This is a genomic window from Microbacterium sp. NPDC090003, assembly GCF_044748385.1.
Taxonomy (GTDB): domain Bacteria; phylum Actinomycetota; class Actinomycetes; order Actinomycetales; family Microbacteriaceae; genus Microbacterium.
On the sequence record NZ_JBIVFW010000002.1, the window covers coordinates 18971 to 37761 of the forward strand.

Below are 18791 nucleotides of genomic sequence, written 5' to 3' on the forward strand. Positions count from 1 at the left end.
ACTACGCGGGGATCGCGACTCCCGGCGCTCGCGGACGCGGGTGGCCGGGCGCATCGGGATCGCTCTGCGCGAGCAGCGCGGACGCATCGATCGCGCGCCAGGGATGCGGGGCGCGGGTGTCGATGGCCGTGCGGACACTCAGCGCGACGGCCAGCACGAGGGCGGTCACGGCGATGACGGCGATGGCCACACCGAGGGCGGCGGCATCGGGCATCGCGACGAGACCGAGGGTCGCGAGCAGCACGCTCAGCATCCGCTCGATCCACTCGCCCATGCTGCGAGGGTAGCACCGGGCCCTGGGGGCGAGGGCGGGAATAGGCTCGGAGCATGAGTGATCTGCGTGAGCTGTTCGGCGTCGAGCATCCGATCGTGCAGGGGCCGTTCGGCGGGCTGTCATCGGCCGCACTCACCACGGCGGTGAGCGAGGCGGGCGGGCTGGGCTCGTTCGGCCTCTACGGTTACGACGGCGACCGCATCCGCGCCGTCGGGGCGCAGCTGCACACCGCCACCTCGAAACCGTTCGCACTCAACGTCTGGCTGCCCACCGGCGACGAGGTCGAGCCGAACGCCCAGCACATGATCTTCGCCCAGGCGCTGCAGCCGTTCTACGACGCGGTCGGCATCGACGCTCCGGCCCGGCCGGAGCGGTACCTCGCCCCGCTCGACGAGCAGCTCGATGCGATCTGGGAGGTCGCCCCTGCCGTGCTCAGCGTCGTGTTCGGGGTGCCGAGCGCCGAGGTCATCGACGAGGCGCATCGGCGCGGCATCCGCATCGTCGGAACGGCCACGACGGTCGCCGAGGCCGTGGCCCTGGATGCCGGCGGCGTCGATGCGATCGTCGCGAGCGGCATGGAGGCGGCGGGGCACCGCGTGTCGTTTCTGCGGCCCGCCGAGGACTCCCTGGTCGGCACGTTCGCACTCGTGCCGCAGGTCGTCGATGCGGTCTCGGTGCCCGTCATCGCCGCGGGCGGCATCGCCGATCGCCGCGGGGCGGCGGCGGCGTTCGCGCTGGGAGCGAGCGGGGTGCAGGTGGGCACCGCCTTCCTCGCCACCGACGAGTCGGCGGTCACGGCCGCGCACCGGGCGGCGATCCATGCGACGGCCGCCGAGGAGACCGTGCTCACCCGCGCGATGAGCGGACGACTCGCGCGCGGCGCCCGCAACCGGGCCGTGCGCGCGATCGAGGCGAGCGGCACCATCGCCCCGTTTCCGATGCAGAACTGGTTGACCGGCACCTTCCGCGCGGCGGCGGGGGAGCAGGGGTTCGGCGAACTGCAGTCGCTGTGGATGGGTCAGGCGGCGCCGCTCGTACGCTTCGAGACCGCGGGCGAGGTGTTCGCCGAACTCCGGGCGGGTGTGCCGCGGGGATGACGCTCCGGCGAGCGGTCCGTCTAGAGGATGACCGTCGAGCGGCCGTGCACGATCACACGGTCCTCGGCATGCCACTGCACCGCGCGGGCCAGCACGAGGCGCTCGACGTCGGCACCGCGGCTCTGCAGGTCGGCGGCGGACTCGCCGTGCGTCACACGCGTGACGTCCTGCTCGATGATCGGCCCTTCGTCGAGGTCGGCCGTGGCGTAGTGGGCCGTGGCGCCGATCAGCTTCACGCCGCGATCCTTCGCCCGAGCGTAGGGATTGGCGCCGATGAAAGCCGGCAGGAACGAGTGGTGGATGTTGATGACCGGGGCGCCGACACGCTCGATGAAGTCGTCGGTGAGGATCTGCATGTAGCGCGCGAGCACCACGAGATCGACGTTGCCCTGCAGGAGCTCGAGCTGACGAGACTCCATGGCGCCCTTGTCGCCTGAGGGGATGTGCACGAACGGCACACCGAACGACCGCACCGACTCGGCGAGGTCGGGGTGGTTCGAGATGACCATCGTGACGTCGATGTCGAGCTGGCCGCGCTGCGTGCGCCACAGCAGCTCCATGAGGCAGTGGTCGTACTTCGACACGAAGATCGCGACGCGCTTGCGGCGGGAGACGTCGTGCAGCGACCACTCCATCGAGAAGCGCTCGGCGACCTGCGCGATGCTCGCCTCGAGCGCAGGGCGGGCGGCCGAGAGACCCGGCAGGTGGATGACGGTGCGCTGGAAGAAGCGTCCGCCCTCGGAGTCCGTCGAGTGCTGATCGAGCGAGATGATGTTCGCTCCGTGCTCGGCCAGAGCATTGGCGACCGCCGCGACGATGCCGGGCTGGTCGTCGCAGGCGATCAGAAGGCGAGCGGTATCGGGCTGTGACATGGCGTCTCCTCGGGGTGTGCATCGATTCTGCCGTGCGAGCGGCCGTCCCGGCGAATCGCGCCCGTCACGAGCCGCTGCTCGCTAGCCTGGAGGGATGCATCCGACCGCTTCCGACCTGCTGACCCGCGCGGTCGCCGACCTCGCGGGCGCCCCGAAGGAGGGTCTTGGCGAGGAGCGCGACTCGCGCTGGCGGGGCAAGCGGATCGTGCGCGTCGGCGAGGTCTGGCACCTGGGCGTGCTGCTGCTCACCGACACGCACGCGCTGGCGACCGCCGAGGTGCTGCGTGCGGCCGACCCCGGTCGCCGCGGCTACACGGCGGAGTCGGCGCGCGAACGGGCCGAGCGCCGAGCCGAGGCCCTCAAGGGCGGCTTCGATGAGGGCGAGGTCGTGCACGTCGGGTGGAGCGTGATCGACGTCGACGCGGTGGATGCCGGGGGCTCGTCGGGGCCGCTCGCGCTGGTCGACGGCGTCCCTTCGGTGCGATGGAGCACCGCCGGAGGCCTCATGCCGCTCGAGGCATACCTGCGCGAGCGCGTCGAGCTGCTGCGCGGGGCGAACTGAATCGGGCGTTTTTCTGGCCTCGGGTGCCCGCCTCAGGTGCCCGTCTCAGGCGAACGTCTCGGCGAAGCGGCGCAGGAGCGCCGCGCCCTCCGTGACCGATGCCGACAGCACCTGCCCCTGCACGCGATCGAACTCCGCCGGGTCGAAGTAACCGGTCGTGCGGTAGAACGTCATGCGGTCGGCGAAGTCGCGGGGCGTCGGCTCCGGGTGGAACTGCGCGGCGTACAGGTGGGTGCCCACGCGGTATGCCTGCACCGGGCACACGTCGTTCGTCGCGAGCAGCTCGGCGCCCGCCGGGAGCCCGGCGGCGCTCTCCTTGTGTGCGGTGAAGACGGTGAGCGCGGGTGCACTCGGACCGAACACGGGGTCGGCGGCACCGGCATCCGTCGTGCGGATCACGGTCGCGCTCGCCGATTCCGGCGTCGAGGTGACGACCTCGCCGCCGAGGAGGCGCGTGACGACGCCGATGCTGAAGCAGGTGAAGAAGACGGCGGTCTCGGCTGCGATCGCGCGGCGGGCGATGTGCTCGAGGTCGGCCTCGACCCGCAGCTGCACGGCGGACTTGGCGGTGTCGGAGACGTTGAACGGCGAACCGCCGACGACGATCCCGCGGTAGCCCTGCAGGCGCTGCTCATCCAGGGGTGCGTCGAGAAGATCGAGGCGATCCACGACGTCCACGCCCAGCGCGCGGCGGAAGGAGGCGTGCTCGGCATCCGCGGCCCCGATCTCGGGTCGCACGCAGACGTAGAGAAGCGAGGACATCAGAAGATTCTAACGAGAGCGCGGCGGCCGGCCGGTCGACGGTGACTCACCGTGACGACTGCGCCGTGCGGCCGCGGACGATGCCGACGAACGTCTCGACGTCGGGCGTCGTGCGCTCGCGCAGCCAGGCGAGGGCGACGGTCGATGTGGGACCGTCGACGAGCGGGCGGTAGTCGGCGTCTTTGCGGTGGTGCAGGCGCGCGAGAGACATCGGCACGACCACCGCGCCGGCGCCGGTCGCCGCGGTGGCGATGGCCTCCGCGGTCGACAACGGCGCGAAGCGCGGCGCGAGGGTACCCGGTGCGTCGATCGCGGGCAGGACGTCATCGGTCAGCGCGATGAGCACTTCGCCCGCGAGGTCGGCGAGGCGCAGTCCGTCGGCGGCGAGGAGGTGCGACTCGATCGACGCGACCACCACGGGAATCTCGTCGTACAGCGGGATGACGTGCAGCGTGTCGACGATCTCCGCACCGAGGGGCAGGCGCACGAGGGCGGCGTCCAGTCCGTCGATCGCGGCATCCTGATCGGCCGCCTCGACCGCCACGACCTCGAGGGGCACGTGGGGCATCCGCTGCTTCCAGGCATCGATCCACTTACCGGGAGTCGCGCCGGGCACCACCCCGAGGCGGAACGTGCGCGGCTCCTCCGGGACGGATGCCGGGGCGTCGAAGACGACCTTCTTCGACTGCTTCGGCTGACCGGGCCGACGCTTCTGCTGCGGCGGCTTCGTCGTCTTCTGCGGGCGCCGCTGCGGTCGCCGTCCCTGAGTCGCCATGCGATCAAGGGTATCCGGCGACCACGCGGTCGGCTGCCGCAGGGGTCAGCCGTGCGTCAGGCGGCGAGCCAGAGGCCCTTGCGGTTCGTCGCGACGGTGAGACCCGCCGCGACCGTCTCGTCGTCGCCGATGCGTGCGCCTCGCACGATGCGTGCGCCCGCGCCGATCTCGGTGCGGACGCCGATGTGCGCGCCGTCGCCGACGGCCGCGCCCTCTCCGATGTGTGCGTGCGCCTCGATGTGCGCTCCGTCGCCGATCACGGCGTCCGGTTCGATCCACGCGCCGCGCGCGATGGTGGCTCCGGCGCCGATGCGGGCGCCCGGTTCGATGTAGGCGCCGGCTTCGATGTGCGCCTTCGGGTGCACCTTCGCGCCGTGCGCGACGAGTCCTCGGCCGTTGGCGTGCTTGCGGTAGCGCAGCGTGTCGCCTCGGTCGTTCTCGATGTCGACGTAGTTCTTGCCCACGATTCCTCCCGTGCTCCGGGGTTTTCCCCAGTGATACCAATAACCACGTGCCTTCGGGATTCATTCCCCGGTATGGAACCGGTCAGCGCTGGCAGACGGGGCACCAGAAGGTGATCCGCTCACGCGTCGGATCCGCGCCCTGTTCGCCCCGCCGGATGAGGGTTCCGCACCGTCGGCACGGACGCCCCGCGCGGCCGTAGACCCAGGTGGCCTGGCCCGGACGATCGACGCCGGTGAACGTGCGATTGCGGCGGTCGCGGTTGGCGCGGATCGTGCGCGTGCCGAGATCGAGGAGGGCGGCGGTGTCGACGTCCGCGGCCGGCGTGGTCGGCAGTATCCCCCGCAGGAACAGGAGTTCCGCGGCGTACTCGTTGCCGAAGCCGGCCACGTTGCGCTGGTCGAGGAGTGCGACGTGGATGCTGCGCGCATCCGCCGACAGCCGCAGGGCCGCCTCTCGGGGATCCCAGTCGGCGGAGAGCGGGTCGGGGCCGAGGTAGCCCACGAGGTCGTCTTCGTCGCGGGTGGGCACCAGCTCGATCTCGGCGATATCGACTCCCACGGCTTCGCGCTCGGCCGTACCGACGATCGCGCGCACCTTGAAGGCCGGATGCCGCCACTTCTCGCCCGGCCGATACACGAACCAGGCGCCGTCCATGCGCAGATGGGAATGCAGGGTGCTCTCGCCGATGCGCAGGAGCAGGTGCTTGCCGCGGGGTACCGCGCCGTGCACCGTCTGTCCGGTGAGGTCGGCGGTGGCGAAGCGCGGCACGCGCAGGTCGAATCGGGTCACGGTGCCTCCGGCCAACGCCTCGTCGAGGCGCCGCGCCGTGCGGAAGACGGTATCTCCCTCGGGCATCAGCGGGGTCCCGCCGGGGGCTGGGGCGGGGGCGGGGGCGCGGAGAGGTTCTGGTCCTGCATGCTGCGGCTGCGTTCCTGCATGCTGCTGCTGCGTTCCTGCATGCTGCGGCTGAGCATCGTCGAACCGGCGACGGCGGCGGGCATGACCGCGACGGCACCACCGGGCACGAGGAAGCAGAGCTGGGTGGCGACGCCGAAGCCGAGCACACGCGCGCGACTGCCCGCGAACAGGGCGGCACGGTCGGCGGGAGTAAGATCTCGGGCGTCGAACGCGCGCCCGGTGAGCTCGCGCGCGAGGAGGCGTCCCGACAGGACCACGCCGAGCACGGGGCCGACGAAACCGCCCACGAGCGGCAGGAGACCGGCGATCAGCACGACGATCGCGATGAGGATACCCAGCACGACGAGGCGCAGGCCCTCGCCGATCGTCGTCCAGAAGCTGCCGCCGTCGGCCGGGGGCGGATCGCCGAGGTCGACCTCGACCGCGTGCCAGATGCGCTGATAGAACGGGTCGCCGATCGTGAGGGTCAGGGCCGTGAACACGGCGCTCGCGAGGAAGATGGCGGCAGCGACGATCACGAACCCGACCGCCGTGCGGAACAGCGACCGCCAGGGCTCGATCCAGCCGTCGGCGAACGGCGTGGCCCACGCGGTGATCGAGCCCATGCCCAGCACGAGCGGGAGGATCGCGGCGATCAGGAGCGCGAGGGCGATGACAGCCGGTACGAGCCCCAGCGCCATGAGCCCGGGGCGGGTGCGCCACACGGAGAACCCGCGCAGCAGAAGGCCGACTCCGGTGCTGAACTCTCGGATCATGACTCTCACAGTAGAGGGGGTGGGCGAATGGGCAGTGGCGGGCAGGAGCGGTCGGCCGGTGGTCAGACCGCCTTGCGGAGCGTGAAACCGCGCGGTGTGGCCACGAACCCGGCGTCCTGCAGGGCGAGAGCGAGCGGGGTGCCGTAGACGCCCTCGCCGTCGATCTTCTCGACCGTGAGGGTGTCGAGGCGTCGAGCGCGGGCGGTGTCGGCGAGGTCGGCGGCAGCGGATCGCAGCACCTCGGGGTCGTCCGTGAAGGACAGCACCGTGCGGCCGCCGCGCTCGAGGTACAGCACGAGCGCGCCGTCGACGACGACCACCAGCCCGCCGGCTTTGCGCCCGGGACGATGCGAGACGCCGTCGCGACGGGGCCAACCGAGCGCCGCGCCGTAGGGGTTCGCGGGGTCGGTCGCGGCGAGGGTCACCGCCGTGCGAGGCGGCGGGTCGGCGAGACCCGCGAACGTGCGCAGCCGGTCGACCGTGGCCGATGCCGCGAACTGCGCCGCCCCCAGCTTCTCGATCACGTAGCCGCGGCGGCAGTGCCCGGCCTCTTCGAAGCCGGCGAGAACCCGGTACGCCTGGGCGAACCCGCCCGGCACGCCCTCGGCCTGCACGGCGCCGCGTGTCACGACGCCGTACCGGTCGAGCAGGAGCCCGGCGGTCACCGTCGCACGGCGGGCGGGATCGGTCTCGGCCGCGGGGAGGAGCGACCAGCGTCCGCCGATCGCGGTGGGGCGTGCGGGTGTGCGCCCGAGGGAGACGCCGCGGTAGGTGCGCGTGCGCGGGGCGCGACGGGTCACCCGGTGCGCCTGCGATCCGCCCGCCAGGAGCGAGCGGATCGGAGCGAACGTGTCGTTGGTGACGTGCCCCGACCAGGTGAGCGACCAGAGTGCCTCGAGCACCGACTGCTCGTTCTCGGCACCGGTCATCTCCTTGAGCTGCGCCGCGAAGTACGCACCGCCCATCCCTCCGGCCGCTCCGATGCTCCCTCCGGCGCCGGGGTTCGCGGCATCGACGCGCGCACCCGGCCCGCCGAGGGCCCCGAGCAGGCGGGCTTCGAGCGAGTCGGCTGCGATCTCGGTGTCCGGCTCGGGCAGTGTGAACGGCGCGAGATCGGCGGGGTGCAGCGACACCCATCCATCGCGCCCGGGGAGAGTGCCGTGCCCCGACCAGATGACTTCTCCCGAAGAGGTGAGCTCGTCGAGCATGCCTGGGGCGTAGCCCCGGACACGGGAGGGCAGCACCAGCGACTCCCACGCACTCGCGGGAATCGGCACCCCGGCGAACTGCTCGATCACGGCGAGCACGCCGTCGATGCCTTCGAGCGGGCGGGTGAGGTGCTGCCACTCGGGCAGGAACCGCGCGTACGCCTCGGGCGAGACCGGTTCGACGCTGCCGCGGATGGCGGCCAGCGACCGCATGCGCAGGCGGCGCAGCACCTCGGCGTCGCACCACTCGATGTCGTCCCGGGTTCCCGCACCCGCTGCACCGGAGGACCCGGCGGCCGGGGCCGATGCCTCGGGCAGGAAGTACCCGCTCGTGAGACGGCCCGCGTTCTCGAGCCGCTGGAGCGTGTGCCGGGCGACGGCCGCGCCGATGCCGAAGCGGGTGGCGACGGCATCCGTCGTGAAGGGGCCGTGCGTGCGCGCGTGACGCGCGACGAGATCGCCGAGCGGGTCGGCGAGCGGCTCGAGGAACGCGACCGGGATGCCGGTGGGGAGAGCCGCGCCGAGTGCATCGCGCAGTCGCCCGGCGTCTTCGATCGCCGCGATGCGGACGGTCCCGGCGATCGTCACGGGGATCGCACGTCGGGCCTGCACGAGGGCGTCGAGGTGGGCCGCGGCGACGCTCTCGTCGGCCTCGACCTCGTCTTCCGGTTCGCGGTCGCCTTCCGGCGCGAGCCGCGCCGCGACCTCGGCGGCATCGAGCGGGCCGAGCAGCCGCAGCAGATCGGCCGTGCCCTCGAGCCCGCGCGCGCGACGCTCGGGGTCGAGGCGCTGCGCCTCGCGCTCGAACTGGGCGATGACCTCGGGATCGAGCAGTTCGCGCAGCTCGACCGTGCCGAGCAGCTCGCCCAGCAGCGCGGGATCGACGGAGAGCGCGGCGGCGCGGCGCTCGGCGAGCGGGGAGTCGCCCTCGTACATGAATGCGCCCACGTAGCCGAAGAGCAGGTCGCGGGCGAACGGTGAGGGCTGTGCGGGCTGCGTCTCGACGAGGCGGATGCGCCGGTCGGCGATGGAGGTCGTGAGCCGTCGCAGCGAGGGCAGGTCGTAGACGTCCTGCAGCACCTCACGGAGCGTCTCGAGGATCACCGGGAACGTCGGATGCCGTCGCGCGACCTCGAGCAGCTGCGCCGAGCGCTGACGCTGCTGCCAGAGCGGGGTGCGGCGGTTCGGGCTGGTGCGCGGCATGAGCAGCGCGCGGGCCGCGCACTCGCGGAAGCGCGAGGCGAAGAGCGCCGACCCTCCGACCTCCTCGGTGACCAGGTGCTCGATCTCGTCGGGGTCGAAGACGAACAGCTCGGCGCCGGGCGGTTCGGCCTCGGCATCCGGGATGCGCACGATGATGCCGTCGTCGCTCGCGACCGCCGACCCCTCGACGCCCAGGCGTTCGCGCACGCGGGCGTTGATCGCCAGCGCCCACGGCGCGTGCACCTTCATGCCGTAGGGGGAGTGCAGGATCACGCGCCAATCGCCGACCTCGTCGCGGCCGCGCTCGACCGTGAGCGTGCGATCGGTCGGGAGGGTGCCCGTGGCCTCGCGCTGCTCGCTGAGGTGGGCGAGCAGATTGGATCGGGCCTGTTCGTCGAGCCCGGCGTCGATGAGGCGCTGCGCCGCCTTCTCGGGGGTCGCCGCCGACACTTCGCGCGAGAATGCACCGAGCGCCTCGCCCAGTTCGAACGGTCGTCCGATGCCGTCGCCGTGCCAGAACGGCACCTTGCCGGGCTGGCCGTAGGCGGGGATCACATTGACGCGGTCATGCGTGATCTCGGCGATCCGCCAGCTGGTCGTGCCGAGCGTGAACACATCGCCCACGCGCGATTCGTAGACCATCTCCTCGTCGAGCTCACCGACCCGGGCGCCCGTCGACTCGCCCGCCACGAACACCCCGAAGAGCCCGCGGTCGGGAATCGTGCCGCCGCTCGTGACGGCGATGCGCTGCGCGCCCGGACGGCCCGTGAGGGTGCCGGCGTCGCGGTCCCAGACCAGGCGCGGGCGCAGCTCGGCGAACTCGTCGGACGGGAAGCGCCCGGCGAGCAGGTCGAGCGTCGCCTCGTACGCCGACCGCGGGAGTGAGTGGAACGGCGCCGAGCGGCGCACCGTCTCGAACCACTCCTCGACGCTGATCGCCCCCAGTGCGCTCGCCGCGACGGTCTGCTGCGCGAGGATGTCGAGGGGGTTGCGGGGCACCTGGATGGCCTCGATCTTGCCGGCGAGCATCCGCTCGGTCACGATGGCCGTGTGCAGCACGTCGCCCCGGTGCTTGGGGAACAGCGCCGCTCGGCTGATCTCCCCGACCTGATGACCGGCCCGGCCGACGCGCTGCAGGCCCGACGCCGCCGACGGTGGAGCCTCGACCTGGATCACGAGGTCGACGGCCCCCATGTCGATGCCGAGCTCGAGGCTGCTCGTCGCGACGACGCATCTCAGCACGCCCGACTTGAGCTCCTCCTCGACGAGCGCGCGCTGCTCCTTCGAGACCGAGCCGTGGTGAGCCTTGGCCAGCACGGGGTCGGCGCCCGCGGTCGCGCCTGCCTGCGCCATCATCTGAGCGGGGACGGTCTGGTCGGGCAGCTCGCCGCCGGTGCGCTCGGAATAGATCTCGTTCAGGCGGCCGGTCAGGCGCTCGGCGAGCCGACGCGAGTTCGCGAACACGATCGTCGAGTTGTTCTGCAGGATGCGGTCGACGATCGCCTCCTCGACGTGCGGCCAGACCGATCCCGTCACCTCGGTGTACTCGGCATCCGCCGTCTCGCCGGACCCGGTCGCTGAGCCTGACGACGTACCCGGAGGAGGCGGCGGATTCGTCATGTCGTCCATCGGCACGACGACGCCCAGCTCGAAGGTCTTCGATGCCCGGGGCGCCACGATCTCGACGGGCGCCGAACCGCCGAGGAAGCGGGCGACCTCGTCGATCGGGCGCACGGTGGCCGAGAGGCCGATGCGCTGGGCCGGTGCCTCGGCCCCGTACGACGACCGCAGCGCGTCGAGGCGCTCGAGGCTCACGGCGAGGTGGGCGCCGCGCTTGGTGGCGGCGACCGCGTGCACCTCGTCGATGATGACGGTGTGCACGCCGCGCAGCGTCTCGCCCGCACGGCTCGTGAGCATGAGGTAGAGGGATTCGGGCGTGGTGATGAGGATGTCGGGCGGATCCGAGACCAGCTTGCGTCGGTCGCTCGAGGTGGTGTCGCCCGAGCGGACGCCGACGGTCACCGCGGGCGACGGCGCCCCGAGGCGTCGGGCCGACTGCCCGATGCCGACCAGGGGGGAGCGCAGGTTGCGCTCGACGTCGACGCCCAGCGCCTTGAGCGGCGAGATGTACAGGATGCGGGTGCGCGGGGGATCCGTCGCCGCGGACTTCGCTGCGGCCTTCTTCCGGCTCGCACCCTTCTCCGCGGACTTCGCGGGAGCAGCGGTCTCCGCCATGCGCTCGCGGAAGACGCTGTCGATCGCCCACAGGAACGCCGAGAGCGTCTTGCCCGAGCCGGTGGGCGCGACCACGAGGGCGTGCTTGCCCGCCGAGATCGCGTCCCACGCGCCCGCCTGCGCGGGGGTGGGCGCGGGGAAAGCGCCCCGGAACCAGTCCTGCGTGGGCGGGGTGAAGCGCTCGAGCACGTCACTCATAGGTCCATCTTGGCCCGGGGCACCGACATCGGGCTCGACCGTTGTCGGATGCGGGGCGCATGCTGTACCCATGGCGCACACCACGAACTACATCGACACCTTCATCGAGGTCGCCGAGGACTGCCCGACCGAGCACGCGGTCGAGCCGCCCGCGACCGAGAACCCCACGATCGCCGCCCTGCACTACCGGCTGATCGCCGAGCGCCCCTACGCCCGCACGTCGGATGACGTGGTGTTCGAGACCTTCGCGCTGCGCGCCGGGATCGCCGTCGACGACGCCGCCGAACGCGCCCTGTTCTTCTCCGTCGGGCGCCCGTGCCTGCGCTCCTCGCCCCTCGGCAAGCGCTACGGATGGGGTCTCCACCACGACGACCAGGGTCGCGTCGCTCTCGTCGCGCGGGAGTCGGAGGAGTACGCGCTCCGCGCCGCCGACCCCGCGATCTCCCACACGCGGGCGATGCGGAGCCGACGCCCCTGACGGTGCGCGACCGAGTCGGCGTGACCGGTACGGTGGGTGCAGATCGACCAGGGGGAGACGATGACCGATCCGAGCACACCGCAGCCTGCCCAGCACGTTCCGGCGCCGCAGCATTCCGCGACGCCGCAGAATTCCGCGGCGCCGCAGCATCCGACGACACAGCATCCCGGCCCGCAACCCGCGCCGCCTCGCCGCCCCCGCGCGCGTGCGTGGATCCTCGTGTGGGTGTTCGTCGGAGTCGCGGTCGTCGCGGCAGTGGTCGCCGGCGTCCTGGTGGCGGTGAACGGCACGAACCGAGGGCCGAGCGCCGGCGAGGTCGCCGAGCAGTACCTCCAGCACATCGCCGACGGCGACGCCACGGCGGCCGCGGCTCTCGTGGCGCCCCAGCCGGAGGAGCTCGAGGGCCTCAGCGACCCGTCGATGCTGACCGACGAGGTGCTCGGCGCTGCGACCGAACGGATCCGGGCCATCGTCGTCGAGGCCCCCGTCGGCGCCGACGACTCCGCGAGCATCACGGACGTGGACGTGTCCTTCACCCTCGCGGGCGAGCAGCACGACACGACCATCTCGCTCGTCCGAGACGAGGACTCGGGGCAGTGGTGGGTGCGGACTGCGCTGACAGATCGCTTCATCGTCACGCAGGAGGACCCGGCGTTCCTGCTGAGCGGTGTCGAGACGCCGACGGTCGACTCCGGGGAGTACCTGCCGCTGGCGCTGTACCCGGCGGTGTATCCCGTCGCGGCGATCGATGACACCTTCTACGAGACGGACCGGGACGAACTCGTGATCACCGGTGCGCCCGGCAGCGTCGAGAAGGTCACCGTCGTCCCGAACGCCCGTTTCTCGGAGGAGGTGCAGCGTCAGGTCGACGCGCATCTCGACGAGTGCATCACCCAGGCCACCTGGCGGGTCGAGGGGTGCCCGCTGAGCGCCCCGTTGGATGCCCGAAGCGTCGCGGTCGAGTGGATCATCGACGCGTATCCGACCGTGGAGCTCCTGCTCGACGGCGAGATGTTCCTCGCCGAGGAGGGCGAGATCCGCGCCGTCTACACGCCGGAGGGCGCCGCGGAACCCGTGACCTTCGAAGACGACCTCTCGACCAGCGGCACGATCGAGATCGACGGCAGCGCGCTCGTCGTCACCTTCGGATGAGCGCGCTCGTCGCCAGCTTCGGATGAGCGCGCTCCCGAGGTTCACACCTCTCGCAGCATCCCCTCGCCATCGATCTCCAGTGTGAGGTCGAGAGCGAGACGGGAGAGGAACGCATCGTCGTGGCTCACGACGAGCACGGCACCCCGGTACGCCGTCAACGCGTCGACGAGCTGGTCGACCGTGTCGAGGTCGAGGTTGTTCGTCGGCTCGTCGAGCACCACCAGCTGCGGTGCGGGATCCGCCAGCAGCAGCGTCGCCAGCGCGACGCGGAAGCGCTCGCCGCCCGACAGCGCGGCCACGGGCCGGTCGGCCGTCGCACCGCGGATGAGGAAGCGGGCGAGCCGATTGCGCAATTCCTTCTCGGGCACGTGCGGGGCGGCCGCGGCGATGTTCCCGAACACCGTGAGCGTCTCGTCGAGTCCGTCGACCCGCTGCGGCAGGTAGCCGACGTGCTCGACGTGCGCCACGGCATCCGCCCGCGCGGTCTTCGGCTCCGCCCCGGCGACCAGACGCTCCAGCAGCGTCGTCTTGCCCGCGCCGTTGCGTCCGATCAGGGCGACCCGCTCGGGTCCCTGCACCACCCACGACCTCTCCGCGTCGCCGATCGAGGCGATGCGGCGGCTGCGTGAGACCTGCGGATCGGGCAGCTCGATCTTCATCGAAGCCTCGGAGCGCACGCGGCGCCCCGCTTCGTCGAGGGCGGCGCGCGCGGCATCCTCCTTCGCCCCGACCTCGGTGCGCAGCTTGCCGGCCGATACCTCCGCGGCCATCTTCCGGCCATGTGCCACGATCTTCGGCACGCGTTTCTCGATCTCGGCGGTGCGGGCGGTTCGCGCGCGATGCGCGAGCTTGGTCTCCGCCTCGATGCGCTGGCGCTTCTCCTTGCGCACGACCTGGGCGGCATCGCGTTCGGCCTGCCGTGCGGCATCCTGCTCGGCGTCCAGCCACGCGCGCCATTCGGAGTACGGCCCGCCGAACACGCTCAGCGCGCGGCCGAACAGTTCGGCGGTGTCGTCCATCTCGTCGAGCAGCGAGATGTCGTGGCTGACGACGATCAGCGTGCCCTTCCACGAGGCGATCATCGCGGCCAGTTTCGTGCGGGCATCGCGGTCGAGGTTGTTGGTGGGTTCGTCGAGGAGCGTGATCGGGGCGCGCCGCAGACGGATGCCGGCGATCGCCACGAGAACGGCCTCACCGCCCGAGAGCTCGCCGACGCGGCGGTCGAGGAAGTCGGTCGAGAGACCGGCCTCGGCGAGGGATGCCGCGGCTCGCGCCTCGATGTCCCAGTCTTCGCCGACCGCGTCGAAGTGGGCGGGGTCGACGTCGCCGGCCGCGATCGCGCGGACCGCGTCGAGCGCCGTGGCGACCCCGAGCAGGTCGGCGACGCGTCGTTCGACGTCGAGCGTGAGCTGCTGCGGCAGGTACGCGACGTCACCGGTGGTGGTCACCGTGCCCGCCGTCGGGTCCAGTTCGCCGGCGATGAGGCGGAGCAGGGTGGACTTGCCCGCGCCGTTGCGACCGATGAGGCCGGTGCGACCCGCGCCGAAGGCGCCCGACACGGAGTCGAGGGCGGTGGACCCGTCGGGCCAGGCGAAGGTGAGGCGGTCGAGGGTGACCGATGCGTGAAGAGTGGAGAGTGACACGGTGTGTCTCCTGTCGAGTGCGGAGTGCACTGACACCGGGCCTGCACGGCGGGTCTCCTGCGCGGCGCCGTCGAAGGCGTGCGGAGAGCGGCCGGGTGGAGTCGGCGATCGTCGGGTCAGCGCGCGGGAAGAGGAGCGCGGAGGCGACGGATCAGATCAAAGGACTTCCAGACACGGCGGACAGGACGACACGACGATACTCCGGCGGATGCGGTCGTGCAACCCGGGCGTGTCGCGCTCGAGCCCCACGCCGATCACTCGGCGGCGATGCCCTCGAGCCAGAGCGCGAGGAACTGGTGCACGTCACCGAGTTCCTCCTCGGAGATGCTGTGCGTGAGTCCGGTGTAGACGCGGCCGGACAGCGTGGAGTGATCGGGGAGCCACAGTGAGGTGTGCGTGATGAGCGCCTCGGGGATCACGTCGTCGGCCGATCCGCGACCCCAGAACACCGATGGACGCAGCTCGCGCAGCGCCTCGTCGTCGGCCAGGTCGCCCGGGGTGACGTAGCCGCTCAGGGCGACGACCGCGCCGAGCCGTTCGGGAGCGAGTCGCAGAGCCTGGAGGGCGACGGCCGCACCCTGCGAGAACCCGAGGAGTGCCACCGAGGGAGCGTCGGCGGCGGTGACGTCGAGCCACCGGAGGAGCGCCCGGGCCGCGACCGTGATGTCGTCGGACCGGCGACCGTTCAGACCCTCGATGGGGTACCAGGACCGGCCCGGGGTCGGGAAGGGCGGATCGAGGGGAGCGGCGACGGATGCCACGGCGATGCCGGAGGGCAGATACGGGGCGAGGCCGATGAGATCGTGCTCGTCGGCGCCGTAGCCGTGCAGCAGCACCAGCAGCGGCCTGCCTTCGCGGTCGCCCGGCACCCACCGGGTCGCGGCGTCGTCGATCGTCAGCTCCTCGCTCATGCCGTCCATCCTGCCAGGGGCTGCCGACACCGGCCCGCCCGCCGACTCCGGCCCGGTCATAGGGGAAGTCGGATGCTGCTGGTAGAAAGGACACATGGCGGTGCGCACACCTGATCCCGACCCCGAGCCCGACGACGACGGCCTCGGCGGCTTCGGCGACGGCGCCCCTCGACCCCCGGCGCCCGACGCGAATCCCGGGTGGCTGAGCGACGTCGAACTCGAGGAGGCTCGTCGTCACCTCCCGATGCTCTACGTCGAGGCGATCCCGGTGCGCACCGACGGCTCCGGCCAGGTGAGCGAGATCGGCATCCTGCTCCGTTCGACGCCCATGGGCGAGATGACGCGCACGATCGTCTCGGGCCGCGTGCGCTTCGGCGAGACCATCCGCGACGCGCTTTTCCGCCACGTCGAGAACGACCTCGGTCCGATGGCGTTCCCGCTGCTCCCGCCCCAACCGCTGCCGTTCACGGTGGCGGAGTACTTCCCGATCCCCGGAGTGAGCGCGTACCACGACGACCGGCAGCACGCCGTGTCGCTGGCCTTCGTGGTGCCCGTCACCGGCACCTGCGAGCCACGTCAGGATGCGCTCGAGGTCACCTGGTTCTCGCCCGAGGCCGCAGGCTCCGACGCGGTCTGGTCGGAGATGGAGGGCGGCCGCGGCACGCTCATCCGGCAGGCGCTCGCGAGCCTCGGGCTGCTGCGCTGAGCGCACTCGCCGAGGGTCCGCCGGACCTCAGGCCGTGAGGCGCGCGAGCTCCGCGACGAACGCGTCGACGTCGTCCTCGTGGGTGTCGAAGCTGCACATCCAGCGCACCTCGTTGCGTGCGGCATCCCAGTCGTAGAAGCGGAACGATTCGCGTAGAGCGTCGGCGACGCCGTCGGGCAGCGTCGCGAACACGCCGTTCGACTGGGTCGGCTGGGTGAAGACGACGCCGTTGATCGAACCCGATGCGATGCCCTGCTCGATCTCGTCGCGGAGGCGCGCGGCCATGGCGTTGGCGTGACGGGCGTTGCGCAGCCACAGGTCGCCCTCGAGCAGCGCGATCAGCTGCGCCGACACGAAGCGCATCTTCGACGAGAGCTGCATGTTGAACTTGCGCGAGTAGACCAGCCCGTCGGATGCCTCGGGGTTCAGCACCACGACGGCCTCGCCGAGCATGGCGCCGTTCTTGGTGCCGCCGAAGCTGAGCACGTCGACGCCGGCATCCGTGGTGAAGGCCGCGAGCGGCAGGTCGAGGGCGGCGGCGGCGTTCGAGAGGCGCGCGCCGTCGAGGTGCAGCTTCATGCCGCGCTCGTGCGCATGATCGGCGATCGTGCGGATCTCGTCGGCGGTGTAGAGCGTGCCGAGCTCGGTCGACTGGGTGATCGAGACCACCAGCGGCTGCGCGCGGTGCTCGTCGCCCCAGCCCCAGGCTTCGCGGTCGATGAGCTCGGGGGTGAGCTTGCCGTCGTCGGTGGGAACCGTGAGCAGCTTGAACCCGCCGATCTTCTCGGGGGCGCCGCCCTCGTCGACGTTGATGTGCGCGGTCGTGGCCGCGATCACCGCGCCCCAGCGGGGGAGCATCGACTGGAGGCCGGTGACGTTCGCGCCCGTGCCGTTGAAGACGGGGAAGGCCTCGGCGCGCTCGCCGAAGTGGGAGCGCACGACCTCCTGCAGGCGCGCGGTGTAGGCGTCGCTGCCGTAGGCGCCCTGGTGGCCGTCGTTGGCGGTCGCGATCGCGGCGAGCACCTCGGGGTGGATGCCGGAGTAGTTGTCACTGGCGAAGCCCCGGATCGCGGGGTCGTGCTGAATGGTCACCGACCCAGCCTATTCGCCAGAACCCGTATCGGATGTCGGTGGTCCTGAGTACCCTCGAACCCATGCAGCGGACCGCAGCGAATCGGGCGTTCCTCAACGTCCTCGTCAATACGCTGATCGCCAACGTGACGACCAGTTTCCTCTGGTTCGCGCTCACTTTCTGGGTCTACATCGAGACGCAGTCGGTGCTCGCCACCGGCGTCATCGGCGGCGCGTACATGCTGTTCGTCGCGTTCTTCGCGATGATGTTCGGCACGATCGTCGATCGGCACCGCAAGCACGCGGTCATGGTGCTCTCGAGCGTGATCTCGGCCGTGGCCTTCCTCGTCGCCGGCGCGCTCTACCTCTCGCAGCCCGAGGCGGCTCTGCTCGACCTGGGCGGCCCGTGGTTCTGGCTGTTCTCGGGTGTGATCCTGTTCGGCGGGGTGATCGAGCAGCTGCGCAACATCGCGCTCTCGACGACCGTCACCCTGCTCGTGCCCGACGAGAAGCGGGCCAACGCGAACGGCCTCGTCGGCACGGTGCAGGGCATCGCCTTCCTCGTCACGAGCGTGTTCTCGGGGCTCTCGATCGGGTTCCTCGGCATGGGGTGGACGCTCGCGATCGCGATCGCCGCGATGGCGATCACCTTCGCGCATCTGCTCTTCATCCGCATCCCCGAGAGCGAACCGCAGGCCGATCCCGACGCCAAGAGCGCGGTCGACTTCCGCGGCAGCGTGCGCGCGATCCGGCAGGCTCCCGGGCTGTTCGCGCTCATCATCTTCTCGACCTTCAACAACCTCATCGGCGGCGTCTATATGGCGCTTATGGACCCCTACGGGCTCACGCTGTTCGACGCGCAGACGTGGGGCTTCGCCCTGGCGTTCGCGTCGACCGGCTTCCTCATCGGCGGCGGCCTGGTGGCCAAGTTCGGTCTGGGCACGAAGCCGATGCGCACGATGCTGCTCGTCGTGATCGCGATGGGCTTGCTCGGGGCCGTGTTCATGCTGCGCGAGTGGTGGTGGCTGTACGTGCTCGGCATGTGGGTCTACATGGCATTGGTGCCGCCGGTCGAGGCGGCCGAGCAGACCGTGATCCAGAAGGTCGTGCCGTTCGAGCGCCAGGGCCGTGTCTTCGGTGTCGCCGCGGCGATGGAGGCGGCGGCCGCCCCCATCACGGCGTTCCTGATCGCACCTCTCGCCGAGTTCCTGATCATCCCCTACATGGACAGCCGCGAGGGGCAGCAGGAGTGGGGCTGGTTGCTCGGCGACGGAGAGGCCCGAGGCATCGCTCTGATCTGTCTGTTCGCCGGGCTCATCATGGTGGTCGCGGCGACGCTCGCGTTCTTCACGAAGTCGTACCGCAAGCTCACGGTGCTCTATGCCGAGGCGCCCGAGCAGAACATCTCCGAGGGTGGGGCGACCCCGGGCGGCGAGGGCAGCGACGAGGAGCGGGGCCGCGCCCCCGATGCCCCGCCGATCGTTCCGGGAGCGTCGCAGTTCTAGC

At 71.4% G+C, this 18791-nt stretch carries 17 protein-coding genes; 6 read left to right on the forward strand and 11 right to left on the reverse strand.

Features of this window, described 5'->3' with window-relative positions:
- Position 1: 1 nt before the first annotated feature.
- Positions 2–274: a DUF6412 domain-containing protein gene (locus ACIPVN_RS12935; RefSeq protein WP_400443429.1), complete on the reverse strand. Its 273-nt coding sequence runs from the start codon at positions 272–274 to the stop codon at positions 2–4.
- A gap of 53 nt (positions 275–327) precedes the next feature.
- Here ACIPVN_RS12935 and ACIPVN_RS12940 point away from each other — a divergent pair, with 53 nt between their 5' ends.
- On the forward strand, positions 328–1371 hold the full coding sequence (locus ACIPVN_RS12940) for an NAD(P)H-dependent flavin oxidoreductase (RefSeq protein WP_400443431.1): 1044 nt from the start codon (positions 328–330) through the stop codon (positions 1369–1371).
- Between the two features lie 20 nt (positions 1372–1391).
- Here the strand turns inward: ACIPVN_RS12940 and purU are convergent, their stop codons facing one another.
- Positions 1392–2243: a formyltetrahydrofolate deformylase gene (purU, locus tag ACIPVN_RS12945; protein ID WP_400443433.1), complete on the reverse strand. Its 852-nt coding sequence runs from the start codon at positions 2241–2243 to the stop codon at positions 1392–1394.
- A gap of 94 nt (positions 2244–2337) precedes the next feature.
- Between purU and ACIPVN_RS12950 the strand changes: the two genes are divergently transcribed.
- Positions 2338–2805, forward strand: coding sequence for a glutaminase (locus tag ACIPVN_RS12950; protein ID WP_400443435.1), 468 nt, complete (start codon positions 2338–2340; stop codon positions 2803–2805).
- A gap of 45 nt (positions 2806–2850) precedes the next feature.
- On the opposite strand, the gene ACIPVN_RS12955 is transcribed toward ACIPVN_RS12950, so the two are convergent.
- The 6 genes from ACIPVN_RS12955 to ACIPVN_RS12980 form a co-directional block, all read right to left on the reverse strand.
- Positions 2851–3567, reverse strand: coding sequence for a GMP synthase (locus ACIPVN_RS12955; protein WP_400443437.1), 717 nt, complete (start codon positions 3565–3567; stop codon positions 2851–2853).
- Positions 3568–3613: 46 nt separating this feature from the next.
- Positions 3614–4342, reverse strand: a complete 729-nt coding sequence (locus ACIPVN_RS12960; protein WP_400443439.1) for a LysR substrate-binding domain-containing protein — start codon at positions 4340–4342, stop codon at positions 3614–3616.
- Between the two features lie 56 nt (positions 4343–4398).
- The gene (locus tag ACIPVN_RS12965) at positions 4399–4806 is read right to left on the reverse strand and encodes a DapH/DapD/GlmU-related protein (protein ID WP_247625234.1); all 408 of its coding nucleotides are present in this window, start codon (positions 4804–4806) and stop codon (positions 4399–4401) included.
- An 82-nt stretch (positions 4807–4888) separates the two neighbouring features.
- Positions 4889–5662 carry a DNA-formamidopyrimidine glycosylase family protein gene (locus ACIPVN_RS12970; RefSeq protein ID WP_400443442.1) on the reverse strand — a complete coding sequence of 258 codons (774 nt, stop codon included), beginning with the start codon at positions 5660–5662 and terminating at the stop codon, positions 4889–4891.
- On the reverse strand, positions 5662–6480 hold the full coding sequence (locus tag ACIPVN_RS12975; RefSeq protein WP_400443445.1) for an EI24 domain-containing protein: 819 nt from the start codon (positions 6478–6480) through the stop codon (positions 5662–5664). Before ACIPVN_RS12975 ends, ACIPVN_RS12970 begins: the two co-directional genes overlap by 1 nt.
- A 62-nt stretch (positions 6481–6542) precedes the next feature.
- On the reverse strand, positions 6543–11324 hold the full coding sequence (locus ACIPVN_RS12980; protein ID WP_400443448.1) for an ATP-dependent helicase: 4782 nt from the start codon (positions 11322–11324) through the stop codon (positions 6543–6545).
- Positions 11325–11394: 70 nt separating this feature from the next.
- Between ACIPVN_RS12980 and ACIPVN_RS12985 the strand changes: the two genes are divergently transcribed.
- Entirely contained in the window at positions 11395–11802 is a 408-nt protein-coding gene (locus ACIPVN_RS12985; protein WP_400443451.1) for a DUF6157 family protein, read from the forward strand.
- Between the two features lie 60 nt (positions 11803–11862).
- Entirely contained in the window at positions 11863–12954 is a 1092-nt protein-coding gene (locus ACIPVN_RS12990; RefSeq protein WP_400443454.1) for a hypothetical protein, read from the forward strand.
- A 41-nt stretch (positions 12955–12995) separates the two neighbouring features.
- Here the strand turns inward: ACIPVN_RS12990 and ACIPVN_RS12995 are convergent, their stop codons facing one another.
- Together ACIPVN_RS12995 and ACIPVN_RS13000 are read right to left on the reverse strand one after the other, a co-directional pair.
- Positions 12996–14597, reverse strand: a complete 1602-nt coding sequence (locus ACIPVN_RS12995; RefSeq protein WP_400443457.1) for an ABC-F family ATP-binding cassette domain-containing protein — start codon at positions 14595–14597, stop codon at positions 12996–12998.
- A gap of 254 nt (positions 14598–14851) precedes the next feature.
- Entirely contained in the window at positions 14852–15508 is a 657-nt protein-coding gene (locus tag ACIPVN_RS13000) for an alpha/beta hydrolase (protein ID WP_400443459.1), read from the reverse strand.
- 94 nt (positions 15509–15602) lie between these two features.
- Between ACIPVN_RS13000 and ACIPVN_RS13005 the strand changes: the two genes are divergently transcribed.
- On the forward strand, positions 15603–16214 hold the full coding sequence (locus ACIPVN_RS13005) for a DUF4916 domain-containing protein (protein ID WP_400443462.1): 612 nt from the start codon (positions 15603–15605) through the stop codon (positions 16212–16214).
- Between the two features lie 27 nt (positions 16215–16241).
- Here the strand turns inward: ACIPVN_RS13005 and ACIPVN_RS13010 are convergent, their stop codons facing one another.
- On the reverse strand, positions 16242–17306 hold the full coding sequence (locus tag ACIPVN_RS13010) for a threonine aldolase family protein (RefSeq protein ID WP_400443465.1): 1065 nt from the start codon (positions 17304–17306) through the stop codon (positions 16242–16244).
- Between the two features lie 62 nt (positions 17307–17368).
- Between ACIPVN_RS13010 and ACIPVN_RS13015 the strand changes: the two genes are divergently transcribed.
- Positions 17369–18790, forward strand: coding sequence for an MFS transporter (locus ACIPVN_RS13015; RefSeq protein WP_400443468.1), 1422 nt, complete (start codon positions 17369–17371; stop codon positions 18788–18790).
- Position 18791: the final 1 nt, after the last annotated feature.